This window comes from Pseudomonas syringae (assembly GCF_001698815.1).
GTDB classification, from domain to species: domain Bacteria; phylum Pseudomonadota; class Gammaproteobacteria; order Pseudomonadales; family Pseudomonadaceae; genus Aquipseudomonas; species Aquipseudomonas syringae_A.
Genome location: NZ_LGSI01000043.1, coordinates 1 through 25427, shown reverse-complemented (window position 1 = coordinate 25427; position 25427 = coordinate 1). Strand labels below are relative to the sequence as shown.

15 protein-coding genes, 6 tRNA genes and 3 rRNA genes are annotated in these 25427 nt (G+C 53.6%); all 24 read right to left on the bottom strand.

Translation table 11 applies throughout. The features are described from left to right. Nucleotides 1-69: 69 nt before the first annotated feature. Nucleotides 70-1263, bottom strand: a complete 1194-nt coding sequence (gene tuf, locus AFK24_RS13120) for an elongation factor Tu (RefSeq protein ID WP_065833638.1) — start codon at nt 1261-1263, stop codon at nt 70-72. Nucleotides 1264-1294: 31 nt separating this feature from the next. Beyond that, nucleotides 1295-3397 (bottom strand): elongation factor G, encoded by a 2103-nt coding sequence (fusA, locus tag AFK24_RS13115; RefSeq protein ID WP_065833637.1) that lies wholly within the window; start codon nt 3395-3397, stop codon nt 1295-1297. A gap of 30 nt (nt 3398-3427) precedes the next feature. Then, nucleotides 3428-3898 carry a 30S ribosomal protein S7 gene (rpsG, locus tag AFK24_RS13110; RefSeq protein WP_002555493.1) on the bottom strand — a complete coding sequence of 157 codons (471 nt, stop codon included), beginning with the start codon at nt 3896-3898 and terminating at the stop codon, nt 3428-3430. Between the two features lie 124 nt (nt 3899-4022). Continuing rightward, nucleotides 4023-4394: a 30S ribosomal protein S12 gene (rpsL, locus tag AFK24_RS13105; protein WP_002555494.1), complete on the bottom strand. Its 372-nt coding sequence runs from the start codon at nt 4392-4394 to the stop codon at nt 4023-4025. Nucleotides 4395-4594: 200 nt separating this feature from the next. Then, nucleotides 4595-8794 (bottom strand): DNA-directed RNA polymerase subunit beta', encoded by a 4200-nt coding sequence (gene rpoC, locus AFK24_RS13100; protein ID WP_065833636.1) that lies wholly within the window; start codon nt 8792-8794, stop codon nt 4595-4597. A gap of 63 nt (nt 8795-8857) precedes the next feature. Beyond that, nucleotides 8858-12931 carry a DNA-directed RNA polymerase subunit beta gene (gene rpoB, locus AFK24_RS13095; RefSeq protein WP_065833635.1) on the bottom strand — a complete coding sequence of 1358 codons (4074 nt, stop codon included), beginning with the start codon at nt 12929-12931 and terminating at the stop codon, nt 8858-8860. A gap of 221 nt (nt 12932-13152) precedes the next feature. Next, nucleotides 13153-13518, bottom strand: coding sequence for a 50S ribosomal protein L7/L12 (gene rplL, locus AFK24_RS13090; RefSeq protein ID WP_020290710.1), 366 nt, complete (start codon nt 13516-13518; stop codon nt 13153-13155). Nucleotides 13519-13596: 78 nt separating this feature from the next. Then, nucleotides 13597-14097 (bottom strand): 50S ribosomal protein L10, encoded by a 501-nt coding sequence (gene rplJ / locus AFK24_RS13085; RefSeq protein ID WP_020290711.1) that lies wholly within the window; start codon nt 14095-14097, stop codon nt 13597-13599. 194 nt (nt 14098-14291) lie between these two features. Further along, on the bottom strand, nt 14292-14987 hold the full coding sequence (gene rplA, locus AFK24_RS13080) for a 50S ribosomal protein L1 (RefSeq protein WP_020290712.1): 696 nt from the start codon (nt 14985-14987) through the stop codon (nt 14292-14294). Next, a complete protein-coding gene (rplK, locus tag AFK24_RS13075) occupies nt 14987-15418 on the bottom strand; it encodes a 50S ribosomal protein L11 (protein WP_065833634.1) in 432 nt (143 codons plus the stop codon). Before rplK ends, rplA begins: the two co-directional genes overlap by 1 nt. Nucleotides 15419-15536: 118 nt before the next feature. Continuing rightward, nucleotides 15537-16070 carry a transcription termination/antitermination protein NusG gene (gene nusG, locus AFK24_RS13070; RefSeq protein ID WP_020290714.1) on the bottom strand — a complete coding sequence of 178 codons (534 nt, stop codon included), beginning with the start codon at nt 16068-16070 and terminating at the stop codon, nt 15537-15539. 9 nt (nt 16071-16079) lie between these two features. Next, on the bottom strand, nt 16080-16448 hold the full coding sequence (gene secE, locus AFK24_RS13065; RefSeq protein WP_065833633.1) for a preprotein translocase subunit SecE: 369 nt from the start codon (nt 16446-16448) through the stop codon (nt 16080-16082). Nucleotides 16449-16494: 46 nt separating this feature from the next. After that, nucleotides 16495-16570 (bottom strand) — tRNA-Trp (locus AFK24_RS13060). Between the two features lie 303 nt (nt 16571-16873). Further along, nucleotides 16874-16949: transfer RNA gene (locus tag AFK24_RS13055), tRNA-Thr, on the bottom strand. Nucleotides 16950-16975: 26 nt separating this feature from the next. Further along, a tRNA-Gly gene (locus AFK24_RS13050) sits at nt 16976-17049 on the bottom strand. A gap of 25 nt (nt 17050-17074) precedes the next feature. Continuing rightward, nucleotides 17075-17159: transfer RNA gene (locus AFK24_RS13045), tRNA-Tyr, on the bottom strand. 143 nt (nt 17160-17302) lie between these two features. Beyond that, nucleotides 17303-17743 carry a hypothetical protein gene (locus AFK24_RS13040; RefSeq protein WP_065833632.1) on the bottom strand — a complete coding sequence of 147 codons (441 nt, stop codon included), beginning with the start codon at nt 17741-17743 and terminating at the stop codon, nt 17303-17305. A 7-nt stretch (nt 17744-17750) separates the two neighbouring features. Beyond that, a complete protein-coding gene (locus tag AFK24_RS13035; RefSeq protein ID WP_065833631.1) occupies nt 17751-18500 on the bottom strand; it encodes a pantothenate kinase in 750 nt (249 codons plus the stop codon). Further along, the gene (gene birA / locus AFK24_RS13030; RefSeq protein WP_065833630.1) at nt 18490-19449 is read right to left on the bottom strand and encodes a bifunctional biotin--[acetyl-CoA-carboxylase] ligase/biotin operon repressor BirA; all 960 of its coding nucleotides are present in this window, start codon (nt 19447-19449) and stop codon (nt 18490-18492) included. Before birA ends, AFK24_RS13035 begins: the two co-directional genes overlap by 11 nt. Before the next feature lie 178 nt (nt 19450-19627). Further along, nucleotides 19628-19743: ribosomal RNA gene (rrf, locus tag AFK24_RS13025) — 5S ribosomal RNA — on the bottom strand. A gap of 158 nt (nt 19744-19901) precedes the next feature. After that, a 23S ribosomal RNA gene (locus tag AFK24_RS13020) occupies nt 19902-22795 on the bottom strand. A gap of 251 nt (nt 22796-23046) precedes the next feature. Next, nucleotides 23047-23122: transfer RNA gene (locus tag AFK24_RS13015), tRNA-Ala, on the bottom strand. A 30-nt stretch (nt 23123-23152) separates the two neighbouring features. Continuing rightward, nucleotides 23153-23229, bottom strand: a tRNA-Ile gene (locus AFK24_RS13010). 163 nt (nt 23230-23392) lie between these two features. Next, nucleotides 23393-24931: ribosomal RNA gene (locus tag AFK24_RS13005) — 16S ribosomal RNA — on the bottom strand. The 16S, 23S and 5S rRNA genes sit together here with 2 tRNA genes alongside, the layout of an rRNA operon. Nucleotides 24932-25427 lie beyond the last annotated feature (496 nt).

Below are 25427 nucleotides of genomic sequence, written 5' to 3'. Positions count from 1 at the left end.
AGACGAGCTAACAGGGTGTCAACCCAATAAAAAAGCCCCCGCAAGCGGGGGCTTTTTTTGACTCATCGCTTACGCGATGATTTTGGCTACGACGCCAGCGCCGACGGTACGACCGCCTTCACGAATAGCGAAACGCAGACCATCTTCCATTGCGATTGGCTTGATCAGGGTAACGCTAACTTTAACGTTATCACCTGGCATTACCATCTCAACGCCTTCCGGCAGTTCGCAGCTACCGGTTACGTCGGTAGTACGGAAGTAGAACTGTGGACGATAGCCTTTGAAGAACGGAGTGTGGCGACCGCCTTCTTCTTTGCTCAGTACGTAGATTTCAGCTTCGAACTGAGTGTGCGGCTTAACGGTGCCTGGCTTAACCAGAACCTGGCCACGCTCAACGTCGTCACGCTTGGTACCACGCAGCAGAACACCGCAGTTCTCGCCAGCACGACCTTCGTCGAGCAGCTTGCGGAACATTTCAACACCAGTACAGGTGGTGACGGTGGTGTCACGCAGACCAACGATTTCCAGCGGGTCCTGAATCTTGACGATACCGCGCTCAACACGACCAGTCACAACGGTGCCGCGACCAGAGATGGAGAATACGTCTTCGATCGGCATCAGGAATGGCTTGTCGACAGCACGCTCAGGCTGAGGAATGTAGCTATCCAGAGTCTCAACCAACTTCTTGACGGCAGTGGTGCCCATCTCGTTGTCGTCCAGACCTTCCAGCGCCATACGGGCAGAGCCGATGATGATTGGAGTGTCGTCGCCTGGGAAGTCGTAAGTGCTCAGCAGATCGCGCACTTCCATCTCAACCAGTTCCAGCAGCTCAGCGTCGTCTACCAGGTCAGCCTTGTTCAGGAAGACCACGATGTACGGAACGCCTACCTGACGGGACAGCAGGATGTGCTCACGGGTTTGTGGCATCGGACCATCAGCAGCCGAACAAACCAGGATAGCGCCGTCCATCTGGGCAGCACCGGTGATCATGTTTTTTACGTAGTCGGCGTGACCTGGGCAGTCAACGTGCGCGTAGTGACGCACAGCCGAGTTGTATTCAACGTGAGCAGTGTTGATGGTAATACCGCGAGCTTTCTCTTCTGGTGCGCTGTCGATCTTGTCGAAGTCAACACGAGCCGAACCGAAAACTTCGGAGCAGACGCGAGTCAGAGCAGCAGTCAGAGTGGTTTTACCGTGGTCAACGTGACCGATAGTGCCAACGTTGACGTGCGGTAGGGAACGATCAAATTTTTCTTTAGCCACGACAATTAACTCCTAGCCTAAAGGGGCTGAATCAGCCTTGTTTTTTAACGATAGCTTCGACGACATTCGACGGAGCCTCGGAGTATTTGGAGAATTCCATAGAGTAGCTCGCGCGACCCTGGGACATGGAGCGAACGTCGGTCGCATAACCGAACATCTCACCCAACGGAACCTCGGCACGGATAACCTTGCCAGACACCGTATCTTCCATACCCTGGATCAGACCACGACGACGATTCAGGTCACCCATCACGTCACCCATGTAGTCCTCAGGTGTAACAACTTCAACCTTCATGATCGGCTCAAGAACAACACCACCACCTTTGGAGGCAAGTTGCTTGGTCGCCATGGAGGCTGCCACCTTAAACGCCATCTCGTTGGAGTCGACGTCGTGGTAAGAACCATCGAAAACGGTAGCCTTCAGGCCGATCAGCGGATAGCCGGCAACAACACCGTTCTTCATCTGCTCTTCGATACCCTTCTGGATGGCCGGGATGTATTCCTTAGGAACCACACCACCTACCACTTCGTTCACGAATTGCAGACCTTCCTGACCTTCGTCAGCCGGTGCAAAACGAATCCAGCAATGGCCGAACTGGCCACGACCGCCGGATTGGCGTACGAACTTGCCTTCGATCTCACAAGCCTTCGTGATTTTCTCACGATAGGAAACCTGTGGCTTACCGATGTTGGCTTCGACGTTGAACTCACGGCGCATCCGGTCAACCAGGATGTCCAGGTGCAACTCGCCCATGCCAGAGATGATCGTTTGACCAGTCTCTTCATCAGTTTTGACGCGGAAAGACGGGTCTTCCTGAGCAAGTTTGCCCAGAGCGATACCCATTTTTTCCTGGTCATCCTTCGTTTTAGGCTCAACGGCAACCGAGATAACCGGCTCCGGGAAGTCCATGCGAACGAGGATGATTGGCTTGTCAAGAGAGCACAAGGTGTCGCCAGTGGTGACGTCCTTCATGCCGATCAAAGCCGCGATGTCGCCAGCGCGTACTTCTTTGATCTCTTCACGAGTGTTCGCATGCATTTGCACCATACGACCAACGCGCTCTTTCTTGCCTTTTACGGAGTTCAAAACGCCGTCACCGGAGCTCAACACACCCGAGTAAACGCGTGCGAAAGTCAGGGTACCCACGAATGGGTCGGTAGCAATTTTGAAAGCCAGAGCCGAGAACGGTTCGCTGTCATCTGCATGACGCTCCATTGCGACTTCTTCGTCATCCGGGTCAGAACCCTTGATGGCTGGAATGTCGACAGGAGCTGGCAGGTAGTCGATAACTGCGTCAAGAACCAGGGGAACGCCCTTGTTCTTGAACGAAGAACCGCATACAGCCAGAACGATTTCGCCGGCGATGGTACGTTGACGCAGAGCAGACTTGATTTCTTCGATGGTGAGCTCTTCACCTTCGAGGTACTTGTTCATCAGCTCTTCGTTGGCTTCAGCGGCAGCTTCAACCATGTTGCTGCGCCACTCTTCAGCCAATTCCTGCAGTTCTGCAGGGATCGCTTCGCGACGGGCAACCATACCTTTGTCAGCGTCGTCCCAGTAAACAGCTTCCATGGAGATCAGATCGATCTGACCCTGGAAATTGTCTTCTGCGCCGATAGCCAACTGGATAGGCACCGGAGTGTGACCCAGACGCTGCTTGATCTGACCGATCACGCGCAGGAAGTTTGCGCCAGCACGGTCCATCTTGTTTACGTAAACAAGACGCGGAACGCCGTATTTGTTGGCTTGACGCCATACGGTTTCCGACTGAGGCTCAACACCCGAAGTACCGCAGAACACAACGACCGCGCCATCGAGTACGCGCAGGGAGCGCTCTACTTCAATAGTGAAGTCAACGTGGCCCGGGGTATCGATGATGTTGAAGCGATGACGGTCGAACTGCTTGTCAGAGCCAGCCCAGAATGCAGTCGTAGCAGCGGAGGTAATGGTAATACCCCGCTCCTGCTCTTGCACCATCCAGTCCATGGTCGCGGCGCCATCATGCACCTCGCCCATTTTGTGGTTTACGCCAGTGTAAAAAAGGACGCGCTCGGTGGTGGTGGTTTTACCAGCATCCACGTGAGCAACGATACCAATGTTACGGTAGCGGTTAATCGGAGTAGTACGAGCCATAAAGCCCTCGCAAAATTAGTGACGCTGAAATTAGAAGCGGTAGTGCGAGAAAGCTTTGTTGGCTTCAGCCATACGGTGCACGTCTTCACGCTTCTTAACTGCAGCACCTTTACCTTCGGCGGCGTCCAACAGTTCGCCAGCCAAACGCAGGGCCATAGACTTCTCACCGCGCTTGCGCGCGAAGTCTACCAGCCAGCGCATTGCCAACGCATTACGACGGGACGGACGAACTTCGACCGGGACCTGGTAAGTAGCACCGCCTACACGGCGCGACTTCACTTCGACCAGCGGAGCGATGGCGTCGAGAGCTTTCTCGAAGATTTCCAGGGGATCGGAGTTCTTGCGTTCTTTAACCTTTTCCAGCGCGCCATAAACGATACGTTCGGCAACGGCTTTCTTGCCGCTTTCCATAACGTGGTTCATGAACTTGGCCAGGATTTGGCTTCCGTATTTTGGATCGTCAAGCACTTCGCGCTTGGCTGCTACGCGTCTTCTTGGCATGGATAAGCCCTCAAACGGTCTTCAGGTTAGCTCGGGACCACCACCCATGGAGGGTGCGCCCGACCTTACTCTTATCGACTCAGAAAAATAGAAATCTACATTTTTGTCACAGGAACCCTAAAACCTACTTAGGCTTCTTGGTACCGTACTTCGAACGACCCTGGTTACGACCTTTGACGCCGGAAGTATCCAAAGAACCGCGAACGGTGTGGTAACGAACACCTGGCAAGTCTTTTACACGACCGCCACGAATCAGGACCACGCTGTGCTCTTGCAGGTTGTGACCTTCACCACCGATGTACGAGGAAACCTCGAAACCGTTGGTCAGGCGCACACGGCATACTTTACGCAGTGCCGAGTTAGGTTTTTTCGGCGTGGTGGTATACACACGAGTGCATACGCCACGACGTTGCGGGCAGTTCTGCAGCGCAGGTACGTCGGATTTCTCGACGATACGCTTACGCGGCTGACGTACCAGCTGGTTGATAGTTGCCATCTACTAGCTCCACTGTTGTCTTGCGACGCTATTGTCTTACAAGAAAAGCAAGATGGCAGGACATAAGTCCCGCCAAATTTAGGGGTACAAGAGTCTAAAGAGGATCTTGCCCCCAGTCAAGGCAAAGCCCCGACCCTCCTCCCGACACCGCGGCAGAATTTACCTGCCGCCGCGCCGAAAAGAAAGACCGAGGCTCTATCTTAATTACCGCTGGAGTTCAACGCTTCAGTCAATGCTGCTTCGACTTCGCTAGCGCTGACACGCAACGGCTTGTCTACTTCACGACGACGCTTGCGCTCGCTGTGATAAGCCAGACCGGTACCGGCCGGGATCAAACGACCCACAACAACGTTTTCCTTCAGGCCGCGCAGGTAATCGCGCTTGCCTGTAACGGCCGCTTCGGTCAGTACACGGGTTGTCTCTTGGAAAGAGGCCGCGGAGATGAACGATTCGGTCGACAACGATGCCTTGGTAATACCCAGCAACACACGGGTGAACTTGGAAACGAATTTCTCGTCACCGGCCAGACGCTCGTTCTCTACCAGAACGTGAGTCAGCTCCATCTGGTCACCTTTGATGAAGGTGGAGTCACCAGATTCGGCAATTTCAACTTTACGCAGCATCTGACGCAGAATCGTCTCGATGTGCTTATCGTTGATCTTCACGCCTTGCAGACGGTAAACGTCCTGGATCTCGTTGACGATGTACTTGGCCAGCGCACTCACACCCAGCAGACGCAAGATGTCGTGTGGATCGCTAGGACCGTCGGAGATAACTTCGCCGCGGTTCACTTGTTCGCCTTCGAAGACGTTCAGGTGACGCCACTTTGGAATCAACTCTTCGTACGGATCGCTACCGTCGTTCGGGGTAATAACCAGACGGCGCTTGCCTTTGGTTTCTTTACCGAACGCGATGGTGCCGCTGACTTCAGCCAGAATCGAGGCTTCTTTCGGACGACGGGCTTCGAACAAGTCGGCAACACGCGGCAGACCACCGGTGATGTCACGGGTTTTCGAAGTTTCTTGCGGGATACGGGCGATAACATCACCGATCGCAACCTGCACACCATCGGCAACACCGACTAATGCGTTAGCCGGCAGGAAGTATTGAGCCGGTACGTCGGTACCTGGCAGCAACAGATCCTTGCCATCAACACCGACCATTTTCACAGCTGGGCGAATATCTTTGCCCGCTGCTGGACGGTCTTTGGCGTCGAGTACTTCAATGTTGGTCATACCGGTCAATTCGTCTGTCTGACGCTTGATCGTGATGCCTTCTTCCATGCCCACGTAGGTCACGGTACCTTTCATTTCGGTAACAATTGGGTGAGTGTGCGGATCCCACTTGGCCACGATCGAACCAGCGTCGACCTTGTCGCCTTCCTTCACCGAAATCACTGCACCGTAAGGCAGTTTGTAGCGCTCACGCTCACGACCGTAGTCATCAGCGATCGCCAGCTCACCGGAACGCGAAACCGCAACCAGGTGACCGTCGACACGCTCAACGTGTTTCAGGTTATGCAGACGGACAGTACCGCCATTCTTCACCTGAACGCTGTCCGCAGCGGAGGTCCGGCTTGCCGCACCACCGATGTGGAACGTACGCATGGTCAGCTGGGTACCCGGCTCACCGATGGACTGGGCGGCGATAACGCCGACAGCTTCACCGATGTTCACCTGATGCCCGCGAGCCAGGTCACGACCGTAGCACTTGGCGCAGATACCGTAGCGAGTTTCGCAGCTGATCGGCGACCGAACGATAACTTCGTCGATGCTGTTCAGTTCGATGAACTCAACCCACTTCTCGTCTACCAGCGTACCGCCAGGAACGATCACTTCGTCGGTGCCAGGCTTGAACACGTCACGGGCGATGACTCGACCCAGTACACGTTCGCCCAATGGCTCAACAACGTCGCCGCCTTCAATGTGCGGAGTCATCAGCAGACCGTGTTCGGTACCGCAGTCGACTTCTGTCACAACAAGGTCTTGCGCAACGTCTACCAGACGACGCGTCAGATAACCGGAGTTAGCTGTTTTCAACGCGGTATCCGCGAGACCCTTACGAGCACCGTGAGTGGAGATGAAGTACTGAAGTACGCTCAAACCTTCACGGAAGTTCGCAGTGATCGGCGTTTCAATGATGGAGCCGTCCGGCTTGGCCATCAGACCACGCATACCCGCCAGCTGACGGATCTGTGCAGCGGAACCCCGAGCACCGGAGTCAGCCATCATGTACATCGAGTTGAAGGATTCCTGATCAACTTCGACGCCGTGACGGTCGATAACGCGTTCTTTGGACAGGTTCGACATCATCGCTTTCGAGACTTCGTCGTTCGCCTTGGACCAAAGGTCGATTACCTTGTTGTACTTCTCGCCCTGAGTTACCAGGCCTGAGGCGTACTGACTTTCGATCTCTTTAACTTCTTCGGTTGCAGCCTCGATGATGCGAGCTTTCTCATCCGGGATAACGAAGTCGTTAACGCCGATGGAAACACCCGAAATCGTCGAGTAGGCAAAACCGGTGTACATCAACTGGTCAGCGAAGATAACGGTCTCTTTCAAACCAACCACGCGGTAGCACTGGTTGATCAGCTTGGAGATCGCTTTTTTCTTCATCGGCTGGTTGACCACGTCGTACGACAGGCCGGCCGGAACCACCTGGAACAACAGCGCACGGCCGACAGTGGTGTCGACGATACGAGTGTTCTTGACGCTGCCACCATCACGATCGTTGACCGTTTCGTGGATGCGGACCTTGACCTTGGCATGCAGTGCGGCTTCGCCGGCACGGAATACACGGTCAACTTCCTGCAGATCCGCGAATACACGACCTTCGCCTTTGGCGTTGATCGCTTCACGAGTCATGTAGTACAGACCCAATACAACGTCCTGCGAAGGAACGATGATTGGCTCACCGTTGGCTGGCGACAGGATGTTGTTGGTCGACATCATTAGCGCACGCGCTTCGAGCTGGGCTTCCAGCGTCAACGGTACGTGAACGGCCATCTGGTCGCCGTCGAAGTCGGCGTTGTACGCGGCGCAGACCAACGGGTGCAGCTGGATAGCTTTACCTTCGATCAGAACCGGTTCAAATGCCTGGATACCCAGACGGTGAAGCGTTGGTGCACGGTTGAGAAGAACCGGGTGTTCGCGAATCACTTCAGCGAGAACGTCCCAGACTTCCGGCAGCTCGCGCTCAACCATTTTCTTGGCAGCTTTGATGGTGGTCGCGAGACCACGCATTTCCAGCTTGCCGAAAATGAACGGCTTGAACAGCTCGAGAGCCATTTTCTTCGGCAGACCGCACTGGTGCAGACGCAGCGTCGGACCCACGGTAATTACCGAACGACCCGAGTAGTCAACACGCTTACCGAGCAAGTTCTGACGGAAACGACCCTGCTTACCCTTGATCATGTCAGCCAGGGATTTCAGAGGACGCTTGTTCGAACCGGTGATAGCGCGGCCACGACGACCGTTGTCGAGCAATGCATCGACAGCTTCCTGCAACATACGCTTTTCGTTGCGCACGATGATGTCCGGAGCGGACAGATCAAGCAGGCGCTTCAAACGGTTGTTACGGTTGATCACTCGACGATACAGATCGTTGAGGTCGGAAGTCGCGAAACGACCGCCATCAAGCGGAACCAACGGACGCAGATCTGGCGGCAGAACCGGCAGAACGGTCAGGACCATCCACTCAGGCAAGTTGCCCGAACCCTGGAAGGCTTCCATCAGCTTCAGACGCTTGGACAGCTTCTTGATCTTGGTTTCGGAGTTGGTTTGCGGAATTTCTTCGCGCAGACGACCAATCTCGTGTTCCAGGTCGATAGCGTGCAGCAGTTCACGGACAGCTTCGGCACCCATGCGGGCATCGAAATCGTCGCCGAACTCTTCCAGCGCTTCGAAGTACTGCTCATCGTTCAGCAGCTGACCTTTTTCAAGGGTGGTCATGCCTGGATCGATTACGACATAGCTCTCGAAGTAGAGAACGCGTTCGATATCACGCAGGGTCATGTCCATCAGCAAGCCGATACGGGACGGCAGGGACTTCAGGAACCAGATGTGGGCAACCGGCGAAGCCAGTTCGATGTGAGCCATGCGCTCACGACGAACTTTAGCCAGCGCAACTTCAACGCCGCACTTCTCGCAGATCACACCACGGTGTTTCAGGCGCTTGTACTTACCGCACAGGCACTCGTAATCCTTGACCGGGCCAAAGATCTTGGCGCAGAACAAGCCGTCACGCTCAGGCTTGAACGTACGGTAGTTGATGGTTTCCGGCTTTTTAACTTCACCGAACGACCATGAACGGATCATCTCAGGCGATGCCAATCCAATACGGATGGCGTCGAACTCTTCGACTTGACCCTGGTTTTTCAGCAAATTCAGTAGGTCTTTCAAGGCCTTTCCTCCTGGCGGAGCAGAGGGCGGTCATACCGACCCACCCTCGATTCGCGTCACGTGTTATTCGGTTTCCAGATCGATATCGATACCGAGCGAACGGATTTCTTTGATCAACACGTTGAAGGACTCGGGCATGCCCGGCTCCATACGGTGATCGCCGTCCACGATGTTTTTGTACATCTTGGTACGACCGTTCACATCGTCCGACTTCACTGTGAGCATTTCTTGCAGAGTGTAAGCCGCGCCGTATGCTTCCAGCGCCCACACTTCCATCTCCCCGAAACGCTGACCACCGAACTGAGCCTTACCACCCAGCGGCTGCTGGGTAACCAGGCTGTAAGAACCAGTGGAACGCGCATGCATCTTGTCGTCCACCAAGTGGTTCAGCTTCAGCATGTACATGTAGCCAACGGTTACCGGGCGCTCGAATTTGTTGCCGGTACGACCGTCGAATAGCTGCATCTGGCCGCTTTCTGGCATATCTGCCAGCTTCAGCATGGCCTTGATTTCGCTTTCCTTGGCACCGTCGAACACTGGAGTGGCCATTGGCACACCGCCACGCAGGTTCTTCGCGAGATCCAGGATTTCCTTGTCGGACAGGTCTTCCAGATTTTCCTGGCGACCACCGATTTCGTTGTAGATCTCGGTCAGGAACTTGCGCAGGTCAGCAACTTTACGCTGCTCTTCCAGCATGCGGTTGATCTTCTCGCCCAAACCCTTGGCCGCGAGGCCCAGGTGAGTTTCGAGGATCTGACCAACGTTCATACGCGAAGGTACGCCCAACGGGTTGAGAACGATGTCTACCGGCGTGCCATTGGCATCGTGCGGCATGTCTTCAACCGGCATGATCACGGAGACCACACCTTTGTTACCGTGACGACCGGCCATCTTGTCGCCAGGCTGGATACGACGACGGATTGCCAAGTAAACCTTGACGATCTTCAGAACGCCCGGAGCCAGGTCATCGCCCTGCTGCAGCTTGCGTTTCTTGTCTTCGAACTTGTCATCTAGCAGACGACGACGATCAACGATGTAAGCCTGAGCCTTCTCGAGCTGCTCGTTCAGAGCATCTTCAGCCATGCGCAGTTTGAACCACTGACCATGCTCAAGACCGTCGAGAATCTCATCGGTGATGTCCTGACCTTTCTTCAGGCCAGCGCCGCCTTCGACCTTGCGGCCAACCAGAGCGGAACGCAGACGCTCGAAGGTCGCGCCTTCAACGATGCGGAACTCTTCGTTCAGATCCTTGCGGATCTCGTCGAGCTGAGTCTTCTCGATGGACAGTGCACGAGCATCACGCTCAACACCGTCACGGGTGAAGACCTGTACGTCAATAACAGTACCTTTGGTGCCGGTTGGCACACGCAGGGACGTGTCTTTAACGTCGCTGGCCTTCTCACCGAAGATCGCACGCAACAGTTTTTCTTCCGGAGTCAGCTGGGTCTCGCCTTTCGGAGTGACCTTACCCACCAGGATGTCGCCTGCGCCGACTTCGGCACCTACATAAACGATACCGGCTTCGTCGAGCTTGTTCAGTGCAGCTTCACCCACGTTCGGGATGTCTGCAGTGATTTCTTCAGGCCCAAGCTTGGTATCACGCGCCACACAGGTCAGTTCCTGAATGTGGATCGTGGTAAAGCGGTCTTCCTGAACAACACGCTCGGACAGGCAGATGGAGTCTTCGAAGTTGAAGCCGTTCCATGCCATGAACGCGATGCGCATGTTCTGGCCCAGAGCCAGCTCACCCATATCGGTGGAAGGACCATCAGCCATGATGTCGCTGCGCTCAACCCGATCACCCTTGCTCACCAGCGGACGCTGGTTGATGCAGGTGTTCTGGTTGGAGCGGGTGTATTTGGTCAGGTTGTAGATGTCGACACCAGCTTCACCGGTCTCAACTTCATCATCAGCAACACGAACCACGATACGGCTTGCATCAACCGAGTCGATAACGCCGCCACGACGAGCCACGACACAAACGCCGGAGTCACGCGCTACGTTACGCTCCATGCCGGTACCCACCAGCGGCTTGTCAGCACGCAAGGTCGGAACAGCTTGACGCTGCATGTTCGAACCCATCAACGCACGGTTGGCGTCATCGTGCTCGAGGAACGGGATCAGCGATGCGGCAACCGATACAACCTGCTTCGGCGAAACGTCCATCAAGGTGACGTCTTCCGGCGCCTTGACGGTGAACTCGTTCAAGTGACGAACAGCTACCAGTTCGTCGATCAGAACTTTCTTGTCGTTCATTGCCGCAGAAGCCTGGGCGATGACGTGATCCGCTTCTTCAATAGCCGACAGGAACACGATCTCGTCGGTAACCAGCGCGTCTTTCACCACACGGTATGGGCTTTCGAGGAAGCCATACTGGTTGGTGCGCGCATAGGCCGCCAGGGAGTTAATCAGGCCGATGTTCGGACCTTCCGGCGTTTCGATCGGGCAAACACGACCGTAGTGCGTCGGGTGAACGTCTCGAACTTCAAAGCCGGCGCGCTCACGAGTCAAACCGCCAGGGCCGAGTGCAGAAACACGACGCTTGTGAGTGATCTCGGACAGCGGGTTGTTCTGGTCCATGAACTGGGACAGCTGGCTGGAACCGAAGAACTCTTTCACCGCAGCAGCAACTGGCTTGGCGTTGATCAGGTCCTGAGGCATCAGGCCTTCACTTTCCGCCATGGACAGACGTTCTTTGACCGCACGCTCAACACGTACCAGGCCAACGCGGAACTGGTTCTCGGCCATTTCGCCAACACAACGAACACGTCGGTTACCCAAGTGGTCGATGTCGTCGACGATGCCTTTACCGTTACGGATATCGACCAGAGTCTTCAGAACGGCAACGATATCTTCTTTGCACAGAACGCCCGAACCTTCGATCTCGGTACGACCGATACGACGGTTGAACTTCATCCGGCCAACAGCGGAGAGGTCGTAGCGCTCCGGGCTGAAGAACAGGTTGTTGAACAGCGTTTCTGCTGCGTCTTTGGTAGGCGGCTCGCCCGGACGCATCATGCGATAGATCTCTACCAGAGCTTCCAATTGGTTGCTGGTGGAGTCGATCTTCAACGTGTCGGAAACGAACGGACCACAGTCGATATCGTTGGTGTACAACGTTTCGATACGAACGACCTGAGCCTTGGCAATCTTGCCCAGGATCTCGGTGTTCAGCTCGGTGTTGCACTCGGCAATGATTTCGCCAGTTGCTGGATGCACGATGACCTTGGCGGTAGTGCGACCCAGGACGTAGTCCAGAGGCACTTCCAGCTCTTTGATCCCGGCTTTTTCCAGCTGGTTGATGTGGCGCGCGGTAATACGACGGCCTTGCTCAACGATGACCTTGCCTTTGTCGTCCAGGATATCCAGAACGGCAATTTCACCACGCAGACGCTGAGGAACCAGCTCCAGGTTGAGGTTTTCACCCTGCACATGGAATACGTTGGTGGTGTAGAAAGCATCGAGCACTTGTTCAGTCGTATAACCGAGCGCGCGCAGCAACACGGACGCAGGCAGCTTGCGACGACGGTCGATACGAACAAATACGCAGTCTTTCGGATCGAACTCGAAGTCCAACCACGAACCGCGATACGGAATGATACGCGCGGAATAAAGCAGCTTGCCGGAGCTGTGCGTCTTGCCACGGTCGTGGTCGAAGAACACGCCAGGCGAACGGTGCAGCTGGGAAACGATAACGCGCTCGGTACCGTTGATAACGAAGGTACCGTTCTCAGTCATCAGGGGGATTTCACCCATGTAGACTTCTTGCTCTTTGATGTCCTTGATCGCTTTGTTCGACGATTCTTTGTCGAAAATGATCAAGCGAACCTTGACTCGCAGAGGTACAGCGTAAGTCACACCGCGCAGCACGCACTCTTTGACATCAAATGCCGGTTCGCCCAAGCGATAACCTACATACTCCAGCGCAGCATTGCCGGAGTAGCTGATGATCGGGAAAACGGATTTGAAGGCTGCATGCAGACCGACGTCGCGGAACTGATCTTTGGTAGCTCCCGCTTGCAGGAATTCGCGATACGAATCCAGCTGGATGGCCAGGAGATACGGCACATCCATTACGTCCGGCAACTTGCTAAAGTCCTTGCGGATACGTTTTTTCTCAGTATATGAGTAAGCCATCAGCGTTCCCCAGCTTGGTCACCTGCTTGTTTGGCTCCCCCCGACGGGAGCAGCCAGAAAATCGTGCAAACCCCGTGGTTTGCTCCACCATTCCGGTGGCTTTTTTGCACGTCAGAGACGTTGTACAAGCCAATCGTCTATAACGGAAAAAGGCCGGTGGCAAGAGCCACCAGCCATCAGCCTTTCGCTTAACGCTTGGGCTGGACACTCAAAGTCGGTACTTATTTCAGCTCGACTTTAGCGCCTGCTTCTTCCAAGGTAGCCTTGGCTTTGTCAGCAGCGTCTTTCGAAACTGCTTCCAGAACGATGCCTGGAGCGCCGTCAACTACAGCCTTGGCTTCTTTCAAGCCCAGACCGGTCAGCTCACGTACAGCCTTGATCACGTTAACTTTCTTCTCGCCAGCTTCCAGCAGCATGACGTTGAATTCAGTTTGCTCTTCAACAACAGCGGCAGCAGCAGCTGGACCAGCAGAAGCAGCAGCGGCAGTAACACCGAACTTTTCTTCGAAGGCTTTGATCAGCTCAACAACCTGCAGAACGGACATTTCGCCAACTGCGTTGAGGATATCTTCTTGAGAGATAGACATGAATCTAATTCCTGAATTGGGGGACAGCCTAGGCGGCCATCAAAATAAACAAAAAAACGCGAGAGGAAACGCTCAGCCTTAGGCTGCTGCAGATTCTTTCTGATCGCGAATAGCCGCCAGAGTACGAGCCAACTTGCTGGTAGCGCCTTGAATCACGCTCATCAGCTGGGAGATTGCTTCGTCACGGGTCGGCAAGGTTGCCAGTACGTCGATCTGGTTAGCCGCGAGGAACTTGCCCTCGAACGCAGCTGCCTTGATCTCGAACTTATCCTGACCTTTGGAGAATTCCTTGAACAAACGGGCAGCAGCGCCAGGATGTTCGTTAGAGAATGCAACCAGGGTCGGGCCAGTGAACACGTCGTTGAGCACGTCATATTGAGTGCCAGCAACGGCGCGCTTGAGCAGGGTGTTACGTACAACACGTACGTAAACGCCAGCTTCACGAGCCTCTTTACGGAGTCCGGTCATAGCGCTTACTGTTACGCCACGGGCATCAGCCACGACAGCGGACAGAGCAACTTGGGCAGCCTTGTTGACTTCAGCGACGATGGCCTTCTTGTCTTCAAGCTTAATTGCCACGGGTTTAACTCCTGCTTGTTACCGTTTCATCCAACCGAGGCCGGATGTCGTTTTGGTGTCTGATTCGGTAAGGAACCGGGAGCACCATCTGCGTAGGCTTGAGGTTTAAGACTTGCGCCGCCTACGGTCTTGGATAGCCCCCGCCAGGCAGGGACCCCAATCTTTCATTGGCGCTTTGACACGCCAATTTTGTCTTACGCGTCCAACGAACCCTGGTCGATAACCAGACCTGGGCCCATGGTGGTGCTCAAAGTAACGCGCTTGACGTAAATGCCTTTCGAAGACGCTGGCTTGATACGCTTCAGATCAGAGATCAGCGCTTCAACGTTTTCTTTCAGTTTGACTGCGTCGAAACCGACCTTGCCAACTGAAGTGTGGATGATGCCGTTTTTGTCGGTGCGATAACGAACCTGACCAGCCTTGGCATTCTTGACGGCGTTAGCAACGTCAGGAGTAACAGTGCCGACTTTAGGGTTAGGCATCAGACCACGTGGACCGAGAATCTGACCCAACTGACCAACAACACGCATCGCGTCCGGGGAAGCGATAACGACGTCGTAGTTCAGATCGCCAGCTTTCATTTCGGCAGCCAGATCGTCCATACCAACGCGATCAGCACCAGCAGCCAGGGCAGCTTCAGCAGCCGGGCCTTGGGTGAATACTGCAACGCGAACGGTCTTGCCAGTGCCGTGTGGCAGCACAGTAGCGCTACGAACGACCTGGTCGGATTTACGTGGGTCAACACCCAGGTTTACCGCGATATCAACCGACTCACTGAACTTGACAGTCGACAGTTCAGCCAACAGGGCTGCTGCGTCTGTGAAGTTGTACGATTTGCCCGGCTCGATTTTTTCGGCGATAGCCTTTTGGCGCTTAGTCAGCTTAGCCATTACACACCCTCCACGTTAAGGCCCATGCTACGAGCGGAACCGGCGATGGTACGCACGGCCGCATCCATGTCAGCAGCAGTCAGATCCGCATTTTTTGCTTTAGCGATATCTTCCAGCTGTGCACGAGTCACGGTGCCAACTTTAACGGTGTTCGGACGTGCCGAACCGCTAGTCAGACCAGCAGCTTTCTTCAGCAGAACCGAAGCAGGGGTGCTTTTTGTTTCGAAAGTGAAGCTGCGGTCACTGTAAACAGTGATGATCACAGGAGTCGGCAGACCTGGCTCAATACCCTGAGTACGGGCGTTGAAGGCCTTGCAGAATTCCATGATGTTCACGCCATGCTGACCCAGAGCCGGGCCAACAGGTGGGCTTGGGTTAGCCTGAGCAGCTTTCACTTGCAGCTTGATGTAAGCGGTAATTTTCTTGGCCATGAGGCACTCCAATTACGGGTTCGAACGCCAATTAAGGCTCCCCGGTTACTTGCACGTATATCCCAGTGACGAAAAAACCCCACAGCCTGGGGCTACGGGGTGTGGGATTCTCGTTCAGCTAGACCTTTTCGACCTGACTGAACTCAAGCTCTACCGGAGTAGAGCGACCAAAAATGAGCACTGCAACCTGAATCCGGCTCTTTTCGTAGTTAACTTCTTCAACCGTGCCGTTAAAATCAGCGAACGGACCATCAGTGACACGGACAACTTCACCTGGCTCGAACAGCGTTTTCGGCTTCGGCTTGTCGCTACCATCAGCAACGCGACGCAGGATCGCATCAGCTTCTTTATCAGTAATCGGTGCTGGCTTATCAGCAGTGCCGCCGATGAAACCCATGACGCGAGGGGTATCCTTGACCAAGTGCCAAGTTCCTTCGTTCATGTCCATCTGGACCAACACATAGCCAGGGAAGAATTTACGCTCACTTTTGCGCTTCTGGCCGTTACGCATTTCAACCACTTCTTCAGTGGGAACCAGAATTTCGCCGAAGCCATCTTCCATGCCAGCCAGCTTCACACGCTCGATCAACGAGCGCATTACATGCTTTTCGTAACCCGAATAAGCATGCACTACGTACCAACGCTTAGCCACGGGACACCCTTAGCCAACAATCAAGGAAACAAGCCAGCCGAGCAGGGAATCAAGCCCCCACAACAGCAACGCCATAACCAGTACAACAGCCACTACAATCAACGTGGTCTGCGTGGTTTCTTGGCGAGTAGGCCACACGACTTTACGAATCTCGGCGCGAGCTTCCTTTGCCAAAACAAAGAACGCCTTGCCCTTGACCGTCTGCAACCCTACAAAGGCAGCTGCAGCAGCGATCACCAGCAGTACAAGAACACGGTACAGGATCGGTTGAGCCGAGTAATACTGATTACCGACGACACCTACGACCACCAACACGACCACGAGCAGCCATTTAAGCATATCGAAGCGTGAGTCTTGGACTTCAGTCTTGGGAGTCATCTACGGAGATCCTGTGAAAAGAAAGCCAGACACAATTGAATGAATCTGGCAGGTCAGGAGGGAATCGAACCCCCAACCTACGGTTTTGGAGACCGTCGCTCTGCCAATTGAGCTACTGACCTAAAAGCAAAATCAGGCCGACCACTATGCCAGCCCAACAAGAATTTTTCAACAACCTCACAACTCTTTTTCTGATTGAGGCATGATCGGCAGCTACACAGGACGAACAACCGCCCATCTTCACAACCACCACACACCCAATCAACTCATCACCCGACAAGCCGTCAAACACACAGCACGTCATAAACAGGCAACAACATCACAAACTTCTACAACTTTGAAGCACTTACTTCAGCCTTCGCCAGATAACAACAAACGAAACACTGATTAAAACAAAGGCAGATATTTTCATATCTGCCTTAATATGGAGCTCTTGAGCGGATTCGAACCGCTGACCTCACCCTTACCAAGGGTGTGCTCTACCAACTGAGCTACAAGAGCAAAATACCTTGCACAAACAGCAAATTTGGAGCGGGTGGCGGGAATCGAACCCGCATCATCAGCTTGGAAGGCTGAGGTTCTACCACTAAACTACACCCGCCTAACTTGCTGCTTAGGCTTAAATTTGGTGGAGGGGGAAGGATTCGAACCTTCGAAGTCGTAGACGTCAGATTTACAGTCTGATCCCTTTGGCCGCTCGGGAACCCCTCCTGAACGAGGCAGCATTTTCAACTCATGCTACCCTTCTGTCAACCTTTTTCTCATTAAAAACCTGAGGTTACAAACGCTGACTGTTGCTTCACAGTTATTGGGAACTAACCCTACGCTGCTGAGCGGGCGCCATTCTATGCAAACTAATCAGCCGTTGCAATGCCTGAACACAACATAATTTTGTTTTTCAGCTGAGGGAAGTCATGAGCAAGACCCGCCAGCAGCTCCTGATCAACCAGGCGCCGGCTACCTGGAGCTATTTTCAGCCAATAGGTATTTTGACCACCCGATTGCAAGGCCTGAAATTGAGACTGGATGTCCAAACTGATGAGACGCTGCTCAACGGTGCGAACCTCTTCCTGGCCAGGCAACCCGCCCAAGTAAAGACATTTTTCCTCAGCGTTACTTTGTGACGCCCCCATCTCGCGAGAGGCGTCCGACTCACTCAAAAGATGGATATCCTGTCGCTCCGCCCTATATAGCGATAAAGGCAATACTTCCTTGGCCCGCAACGGCGCTTCTTGTTGGTGCCAGATATAGTAAAAAGCATTTAACATCAGCAATAGCAAAAACAACCAACGCATAGAAACCTCAAGGCAAAGGGCAGGCCAGCGCAAGTCCGACGAAAATGAGATCCGGCATAAGCCGCGCCCCTGGCAATGATCCGCTAACCAGACTTGCGTCCCCCCCGGTCACAAAAATCACGAAATCCTCACCCCAATACTGGCGGGCTATCTCCAACTGCGTGACAGCAAAGCCCTTCAACATAAGATGGCAACCACGCTCTACAGCCTCAACCGTGGAGCGCCCAGGGGAGTAGCTATGCAATGACCGTTTGGCATCCGCATCAGCGTAGCGAATCCGGCGCGTATGATTCTTAAGCTGACTTCGCATTAACGTCATGCCAGGGCAAATGAACCCGCCGAGATGCTGTCCATCAGCCGTGACGAAATCGCTTGTCACGGCAGTGCCCAGATCGAGAACAAGGCAGGCTTTTCCTGCGAGCTGGTACGCCCCTACCAACGCCAGCCATCTATCCAGACCTAAAAGCTGATAGTCGTCGTATCCGTTCTGGACACCCGCAAGCGCTAAAGCCGGCGCGGCGCACACAGCATCAATGGCAAACCTTGAAGCAAGCGCCAAAATTAATTTATTCGTTTCTTCGTGGGTGCGAACACTCACCAGCCGACATTGAGTTAATGTCACTGCAGATAACTCAGAAAGTGTCGCAATGAGCGCGTCATCAGAGTCGGCAACTCCACCTACAGCAGACCCAGAGTCACCATTGGCAATAACTCGCCATTTTATGAAGCTATTTCCACAATCCAGCTCAAGTATCATCACGCAACCTCAGGCTGAGCTCGCCACCACTGTAGCTTTTTTTATCGTCGCCAACCTGCAGCTGCAGGGCTCCCTGAGCATCAACCCCCAACACAATACCCTCTATCGACTCAGAACCAGCGAGAAGAGTAACCGTGCGGCCTTGCCAGAGGTGGTTCTCTTCCCATTCCGACATATACGCGCCAAATCCCTGCACCTGATGCACAGCCAAATATGCAGCGATGTTGGTGCTTAGCCTGGCCACCAGATCGTTTCGGTCGGAGGGAACGCCAGTCTCGATATGAACAGACGTCCACTCCTGATCGACTTCATCTGAGGCCCGCATGTTCACGTTGACTCCTACACCGATGACTACGTGACATACGTCCGCAGGATCGCCCAATAGCTCCAGCAGAACGCCAGCGATTTTGCGCCGCCCCACCAGTACGTCATTAGGCCACTTGAGGCCGGCAGCTTTCACGCCGCTCTCCCGAAGAGTTTTCAGGACGGCCAATCCAACCAGCAGACTAAGACCTTCGAGCTGGCGCATCCCGCCCTCGATCCGGAGTGCGAGGCTGTAGTAAATGTTCTCACCGAACGGACTTACCCATTTGCGACCTCGCCTCCCCCTTCCTGCGGTCTGGCGCTCAGCCAATACAACCAAGGGCAATGGAGACTTTGAAGCGATAGACCTCATGGCGGCTGCGTTCGTCGAGTCTACCGAGTCAAATAGCTGGACCGGCCATCCCAGTGAAGGCGTTGCAGCCTGGATCTCGGCCTCATCAAGCAGGGAGATAGGGTATGCCAACTTGTAACCTCGGCCCCGCACTTTATGCACCTCAACACCTAGAGCGACCTCCAGCTGCTGCAACTGCTTCCAAACGGCGCTTCGACTTACTCCGAGAGCCGCACCCAAGTCCTGCCCGGAATGAAATTTTCCATCCTTAAGAAGCTTCAACAGCGTCAGCATTTAGAAATCGCCTGTTAATGAGGCACGCATCATAGCCATGCTCGGCAGCAATGCATAGAAACTCGAGATGAGTTTTAGCTAGTGCTCACCCGAGATGACTCAGCGATGACAATGACTATTTCCGAGCAGACAAACAAAACCCCTGAACGCGTAAGCGATCAGGGGTTCTGGAATTCAATCTTGACGATGACCTACTCTCACATGGGGAAACCCCACACTACCATCGGCGATGCATCGTTTCACTGCTGAGTTCGGGATGGGATCAGGTGGTTCCAATGCTCTATGGTCGTCAAGAAATTCGGGTACCGACGCGTCTTGCGACGTTTCGGCAAATCGGGTATGTGATAGTCAGGTGTCTTTTGTGCGTGTGCGTCGCGAACTTTCGGTTCGTGTCGTCTTCACAGTCACCGCAATCTGATGCTCATTCGAGTCACAGATTGCTTGGGTGTTATATGGTCAAGCCTCACGGGCAATTAGTATGGGTTAGCTCAACGCCTCACAGCGCTTACACACCCCACCTATCAACGTCGTAGTCTTCGACGGCCCTTCAGGGAACTCAAGGTTCCAGTGAGATCTCATCTTGAGGCTAGTTTCCCGCTTAGATGCTTTCAGCGGTTATCTATTCCGAACATAGCTACCCGGCAATGCCACTGGCGTGACAACCGGAACACCAGAGGTTCGTCCACTCCGGTCCTCTCGTACTAGGAGCAGCCCCTCTCAAATCTCAAACGTCCACGGCAGATAGGGACCGAACTGTCTCACGACGTTCTAAACCCAGCTCGCGTACCACTTTAAATGGCGAACAGCCATACCCTTGGGACCGGCTTCAGCCCCAGGATGTGATGAGCCGACATCGAGGTGCCAAACACCGCCGTCGATATGAACTCTTGGGCGGTATCAGCCTGTTATCCCCGGAGTACCTTTTATCCGTTGAGCGATGGCCCTTCCATACAGAACCACCGGATCACTAAGACCTACTTTCGTACCTGCTCGACGTGTCTGTCTCGCAGTCAAGCGCGCTTTTGCCTTTATACTCTACGACCGATTTCCGACCGGTCTGAGCGCACCTTCGTACTCCTCCGTTACTCTTTAGGAGGAGACCGCCCCAGTCAAACTACCCACCATACACTGTCCTCGATCCGGATAACGGACCTGAGTTAGAACCTCAAAGTTGCCAGGGTGGTATTTCAAGGTTGGCTCCACGCAGACTGGCGTCCACGCTTCAAAGCCTCCCACCTATCCTACACAAGCAAATTCAAAGTCCAGTGCAAAGCTATAGTAAAGGTTCACGGGGTCTTTCCGTCTAGCCGCGGATACACTGCATCTTCACAGCGATTTCAATTTCACTGAGTCTCGGGTGGAGACAGCGCCGCCATCGTTACGCCATTCGTGCAGGTCGGAACTTACCCGACAAGGAATTTCGCTACCTTAGGACCGTTATAGTTACGGCCGCCGTTTACCGGGGCTTCGATCAAGAGCTTCGCGTTAGCTAACCCCATCAATTAACCTTCCGGCACCGGGCAGGCGTCACACCCTATACGTCCACTTTCGTGTTTGCAGAGTGCTGTGTTTTTAATAAACAGTCGCAGCGGCCTGGTATCTTCGACCAGCAGGGGCTTACGCAGTAAATGCTTCACCTCCACCGGCGCACCTTCTCCCGAAGTTACGGTGCCATTTTGCCTAGTTCCTTCACCCGAGTTCTCTCAAGCGCCTTGGTATTCTCTACCCAACCACCTGTGTCGGTTTGGGGTACGGTTCCTGGTTACCTGAAGCTTAGAAGCTTTTCTTGGAAGCATGGCATCAACCACTTCGCGCACTAAAAGTGCACTCGTCATCAGCTCTCGGCCTTAGAATCCCGGATTTACCTAAGATTCCAGCCTACCACCTTAAACTTGGACAACCAACGCCAAGCTGGCCTAGCCTTCTCCGTCCCTCCATCGCAGTAACCAGAAGTACAGGAATATTAACCTGTTTTCCATCGACTACGCTTTTCAGCCTCGCCTTAGGGACCGACTAACCCTGCGTCGATTAACGTTGCGCAGGAAACCTTGGTCTTTCGGCGTGGGTGTTTTTCACACCCATTATCGTTACTCATGTCAGCATTCGCACTTCTGATACCTCCAGCAAGCTTCTCAACTCACCTTCACAGGCTTACAGAACGCTCCTCTACCGCATCACCCGAAGGTGATACCCGTAGCTTCGGTGTATGGTTTGAGCCCCGTTACATCTTCCGCGCAGGCCGACTCGACTAGTGAGCTATTACGCTTTCTTTAAAGGGTGGCTGCTTCTAAGCCAACCTCCTAGCTGTCTAAGCCTTCCCACATCGTTTCCCACTTAACCATAACTTTGGGACCTTAGCTGACGGTCTGGGTTGTTTCCCTTTTCACGACGGACGTTAGCACCCGCCGTGTGTCTCCCATGCTCGGCACTTGTAGGTATTCGGAGTTTGCATCGGTTTGGTAAGTCGGGATGACCCCCTAGCCGAAACAGTGCTCTACCCCCTACAGTGATACATGAGGCGCTACCTAAATAGCTTTCGAGGAGAACCAGCTATCTCCGAGCTTGATTAGCCTTTCACTCCGATCCACAGGTCATCCGCTAACTTTTCAACGGTAGTCGGTTCGGTCCTCCAGTTAGTGTTACCCAACCTTCAACCTGCCCATGGATAGATCGCCCGGTTTCGGGTCTATTCCCAGCGACTAGACGCCCTATTAAGACTCGCTTTCGCTACGCCTCCCCTATTCGGTTAAGCTCGCCACTGAAAATAAGTCGCTGACCCATTATACAAAAGGTACGCAGTCACCCAACAAAGTGGGCTCCCACTGCTTGTACGCATACGGTTTCAGGATCTATTTCACTCCCCTCTCCGGGGTTCTTTTCGCCTTTCCCTCACGGTACTAGTTCACTATCGGTCAGTCAGTAGTATTTAGCCTTGGAGGATGGTCCCCCCATGTTCAGACAAGGTTTCTCGTGCCCCGTCCTACTCGATTTCATGACAATAAGATTTTCGCGTACAGGGCTATCACCCACTATGGCCGCACTTTCCAGAGCGTTCCGCTAATCTTAAAGCCACTTAAGGGCTGGTCCCCGTTCGCTCGCCACTACTAAGGGAATCTCGGTTGATTTCTTTTCCTCAGGGTACTTAGATGTTTCAGTTCCCCTGGTTCGCTCCATACACCTATGTATTCAGTGTAAGGTAACCATCTTATGATGGCTGGGTTCCCCCATTCAGACATCTCCGGATCACAGTCTGTTTGCCGACTCCCCGAAGCTTTTCGCAGGCTACCACGTCTTTCATCGCCTCTGACTGCCAAGGCATCCACCGTATGCGCTTCTTCACTTGACCATATAACCCCAAGCAATCTGGTTATACTGTGAAGACGACATTCGCCGAAAATTCGTACGCTTGCTCACTTAAGAGCAACTCACACATTTTACCTTAGCCTGATACCCACCAGTGAAAGTGGCTACCAGTCTATATTTCTATCACATACCCAAATTTTTAAAGAACGATCTAATCAAAGACTAGAAATCAACATTCACCATCATCCGATGGAATGCTCATTTCTAAGCTTTACAATCAACAGAAGCAGTAAGTGGTGGAGCCAAACGGGATCGAACCGTTGACCTCCTGCGTGCAAGGCAGGCGCTCTCCCAGCTGAGCTATGGCCCCGTATTTCTACAGGCGTTTCCCACACAAAATTGGTGGGTCTGGGCAGATTCGAACTGCCGACCTCACCCTTATCAGGGGTGCGCTCTAACCAACTGAGCTACAGACCCAATTTCGAGCTACTAAGGTCGACCTCACCCTGCTCTTTATCCAAAAGCATGGGGTGGCTCTAACCAGCTTAGCTACAACCCAACATGGGCTGCTTCTAAATCGTCTTCTTCAATGAATCAAGCAATTCGTGTGGGAACTTACGCTACAGCTAAGGTCTTCGATTAAGGAGGTGATCCAGCCGCAGGTTCCCCTACGGCTACCTTGTTACGACTTCACCCCAGTCATGAATCACACCGTGGTAACCGTCCCCCCGAAGGTTAGACTAGCTACTTCTGGTGCAACCCACTCCCATGGTGTGACGGGCGGTGTGTACAAGGCCCGGGAACGTATTCACCGCGACATTCTGATTCGCGATTACTAGCGATTCCGACTTCACGCAGTCGAGTTGCAGACTGCGATCCGGACTACGATCGGTTTTCTGGGATTAGCTCCACCTCGCGGCTTGGCAACCCTCTGTACCGACCATTGTAGCACGTGTGTAGCCCAGGCCGTAAGGGCCATGATGACTTGACGTCATCCCCACCTTCCTCCGGTTTGTCACCGGCAGTCTCCTTAGAGTGCCCACCATGACGTGCTGGTAACTAAGGACAAGGGTTGCGCTCGTTACGGGACTTAACCCAACATCTCACGACACGAGCTGACGACAGCCATGCAGCACCTGTCTCAATGCTCCCGAAGGCACTCCGCCATCTCTGGCAGATTCATTGGATGTCAAGGCCTGGTAAGGTTCTTCGCGTTGCTTCGAATTAAACCACATGCTCCACCGCTTGTGCGGGCCCCCGTCAATTCATTTGAGTTTTAACCTTGCGGCCGTACTCCCCAGGCGGTCAACTTAATGCGTTAGCTGCGCCACTAAGAGCTCAAGGCTCCCAACGGCTAGTTGACATCGTTTACGGCGTGGACTACCAGGGTATCTAATCCTGTTTGCTCCCCACGCTTTCGCACCTCAGTGTCAGTATCAGTCCAGGTGGTCGCCTTCGCCACTGGTGTTCCTTCCTATATCTACGCATTTCACCGCTACACAGGAAATTCCACCACCCTCTACCATACTCTAGCTTGCCAGTTTTGCATGCAGTTCCCAGGTTGAGCCCGGGGATTTCACATTCAACTTAACAAACCACCTACGCGCGCTTTACGCCCAGTAATTCCGATTAACGCTTGCACCCTCTGTATTACCGCGGCTGCTGGCACAGAGTTAGCCGGTGCTTATTCTGTCGGTAACGTCAAAACAGATACGTATTAGGTAACTGCCCTTCCTCCCAACTTAAAGTGCTTTACAATCCGAAGACCTTCTTCACACACGCGGCATGGCTGGATCAGGCTTTCGCCCATTGTCCAATATTCCCCACTGCTGCCTCCCGTAGGAGTCTGGACCGTGTCTCAGTTCCAGTGTGACTGATCATCCTCTCAGACCAGTTACGGATCGTCGCCTTGGTGAGCCATTACCCCACCAACTAGCTAATCCGACCTAGGCTCATCTGATAGCGCAAGGCCCGAAGGTCCCCTGCTTTCTCCCGTAGGACGTATGCGGTATTAGCGTCCGTTTCCGAGCGTTATCCCCCACTACCAGGCAGATTCCTAGGCATTACTCACCCGTCCGCCGCTCGCCACCAGGTACAAGTACCCGTGCTGCCGCTCGACTTGCATGTGTTAGGCCTGCCGCCAGCGTTCAATCTGAGCCATGATCAAACTCTTCAGTTCAAACATCTTTGGGTTTTGAGAAAACCCTAAACTTGGCTCAGCAATCGTTGGTTATTTCTTTGATTTCTCGCGGAGTAACTTACGATGCTGATAATCAGTTGACTTCAGTCTGACAGCGCAAGCACCCACACGAATTGCTTGATTCAATTGTTAAAGAGCGGGTGGTTAAGATCTTTCGTCTCAACCGAGGCGCGCATTCTACAGCAGCACCCGTTACTGTCAAGCGGTTATTTTCCGAAGCTTTCAAAGTTTCCTTTGCAACTTCAACCACTTGCGCTTCGATCAACTTCACGTTGCTCGTTAGCGGGAGGCGAATTCTACAGCGTTACAACCTGCTGTCAACCACCTTTTTTCACCGCTTTCGATCAACTCATCGAAACCTCTTCCTCGCCAATCAAACCGGCTAACTACTTGATTACCAAGGAGTTTTCCGTTTCATCTGCTCCGGAAGAGGTGCGAATTATAGACAGATTCGAGAGGCCGTCAACCGTTAATT

Excerpts from the sequence above, each read along its gene's own strand:
- fusA (WP_065833637.1), bottom strand. The coding sequence starts at position 3,397 with ATGGCTCGTACTACTCCGATTAACCGCTACCGTAACATTGGTATCGTT.
- rpsG (WP_002555493.1), bottom strand. The coding sequence starts at position 3,898 with ATGCCAAGAAGACGCGTAGCAGCCAAGCGCGAAGTGCTTGACGATCCA.
- rpsL (WP_002555494.1), bottom strand. The coding sequence starts at position 4,394 with ATGGCAACTATCAACCAGCTGGTACGTCAGCCGCGTAAGCGTATCGTC.
- rpoB (WP_065833635.1), bottom strand. The coding sequence starts at position 12,931 with ATGGCTTACTCATATACTGAGAAAAAACGTATCCGCAAGGACTTTAGC.
- rplL (WP_020290710.1), bottom strand. The coding sequence starts at position 13,518 with ATGTCTATCTCTCAAGAAGATATCCTCAACGCAGTTGGCGAAATGTCC.
- rplA (WP_020290712.1), bottom strand. The coding sequence starts at position 14,987 with ATGGCTAAGCTGACTAAGCGCCAAAAGGCTATCGCCGAAAAAATCGAG.
- rplK (WP_065833634.1), bottom strand. The coding sequence starts at position 15,418 with ATGGCCAAGAAAATTACCGCTTACATCAAGCTGCAAGTGAAAGCTGCT.
- secE (WP_065833633.1), bottom strand. The coding sequence starts at position 16,448 with ATGACTCCCAAGACTGAAGTCCAAGACTCACGCTTCGATATGCTTAAA.
- AFK24_RS13040 (WP_065833632.1), bottom strand. The coding sequence starts at position 17,743 with ATGCGTTGGTTGTTTTTGCTATTGCTGATGTTAAATGCTTTTTACTAT.
- AFK24_RS13035 (WP_065833631.1), bottom strand. The coding sequence starts at position 18,500 with ATGATACTTGAGCTGGATTGTGGAAATAGCTTCATAAAATGGCGAGTT.
- birA (WP_065833630.1), bottom strand. The coding sequence starts at position 19,449 with ATGCTGACGCTGTTGAAGCTTCTTAAGGATGGAAAATTTCATTCCGGG.